This is a genomic window from Bacillus sp. SIMBA_074 (assembly GCF_046534555.1).
GTDB lineage: Bacteria > Bacillota > Bacilli > Bacillales > Bacillaceae_G > Bacillus_A > Bacillus_A mycoides.
Window position 1 is genome coordinate 1 of the sequence record NZ_JAWRYM010000973.1, and the last position, 249, is coordinate 249.

Consider the following 249-nt stretch of genomic DNA (forward strand, 5'->3'; position numbering starts at 1 on the left):
CTCGGCCTCTGGATCGGGCTCGGACTCGGCGTCGTCGCCCTGGGCGCGGGAGCAGCCTCGCTGGTACTCATCGCCCCGGGAACCACCGTCGCCGGAATCCCGGTCGGATGGATGACACCGGGCGCCGCGGCCGAAGCGATCAGCACGCATCTCGCCGAGACCGAGGTCACGCTCACCGGCGACGGAGATGACGCGGTCCTGACCGGCGCCGACCTCGGCGCGTCCCTCGATGCGACCGCTCTCGCCGAT

1 protein-coding gene is annotated in these 249 nt (G+C 72.3%); it reads left to right on the forward strand.

Features of this window, described 5'->3' with window-relative positions; genetic code table 11:
* On the forward strand, positions 1-249 hold a 249-nt coding region (locus SB773_RS33660), incomplete at both ends, for a hypothetical protein (RefSeq protein WP_410594812.1).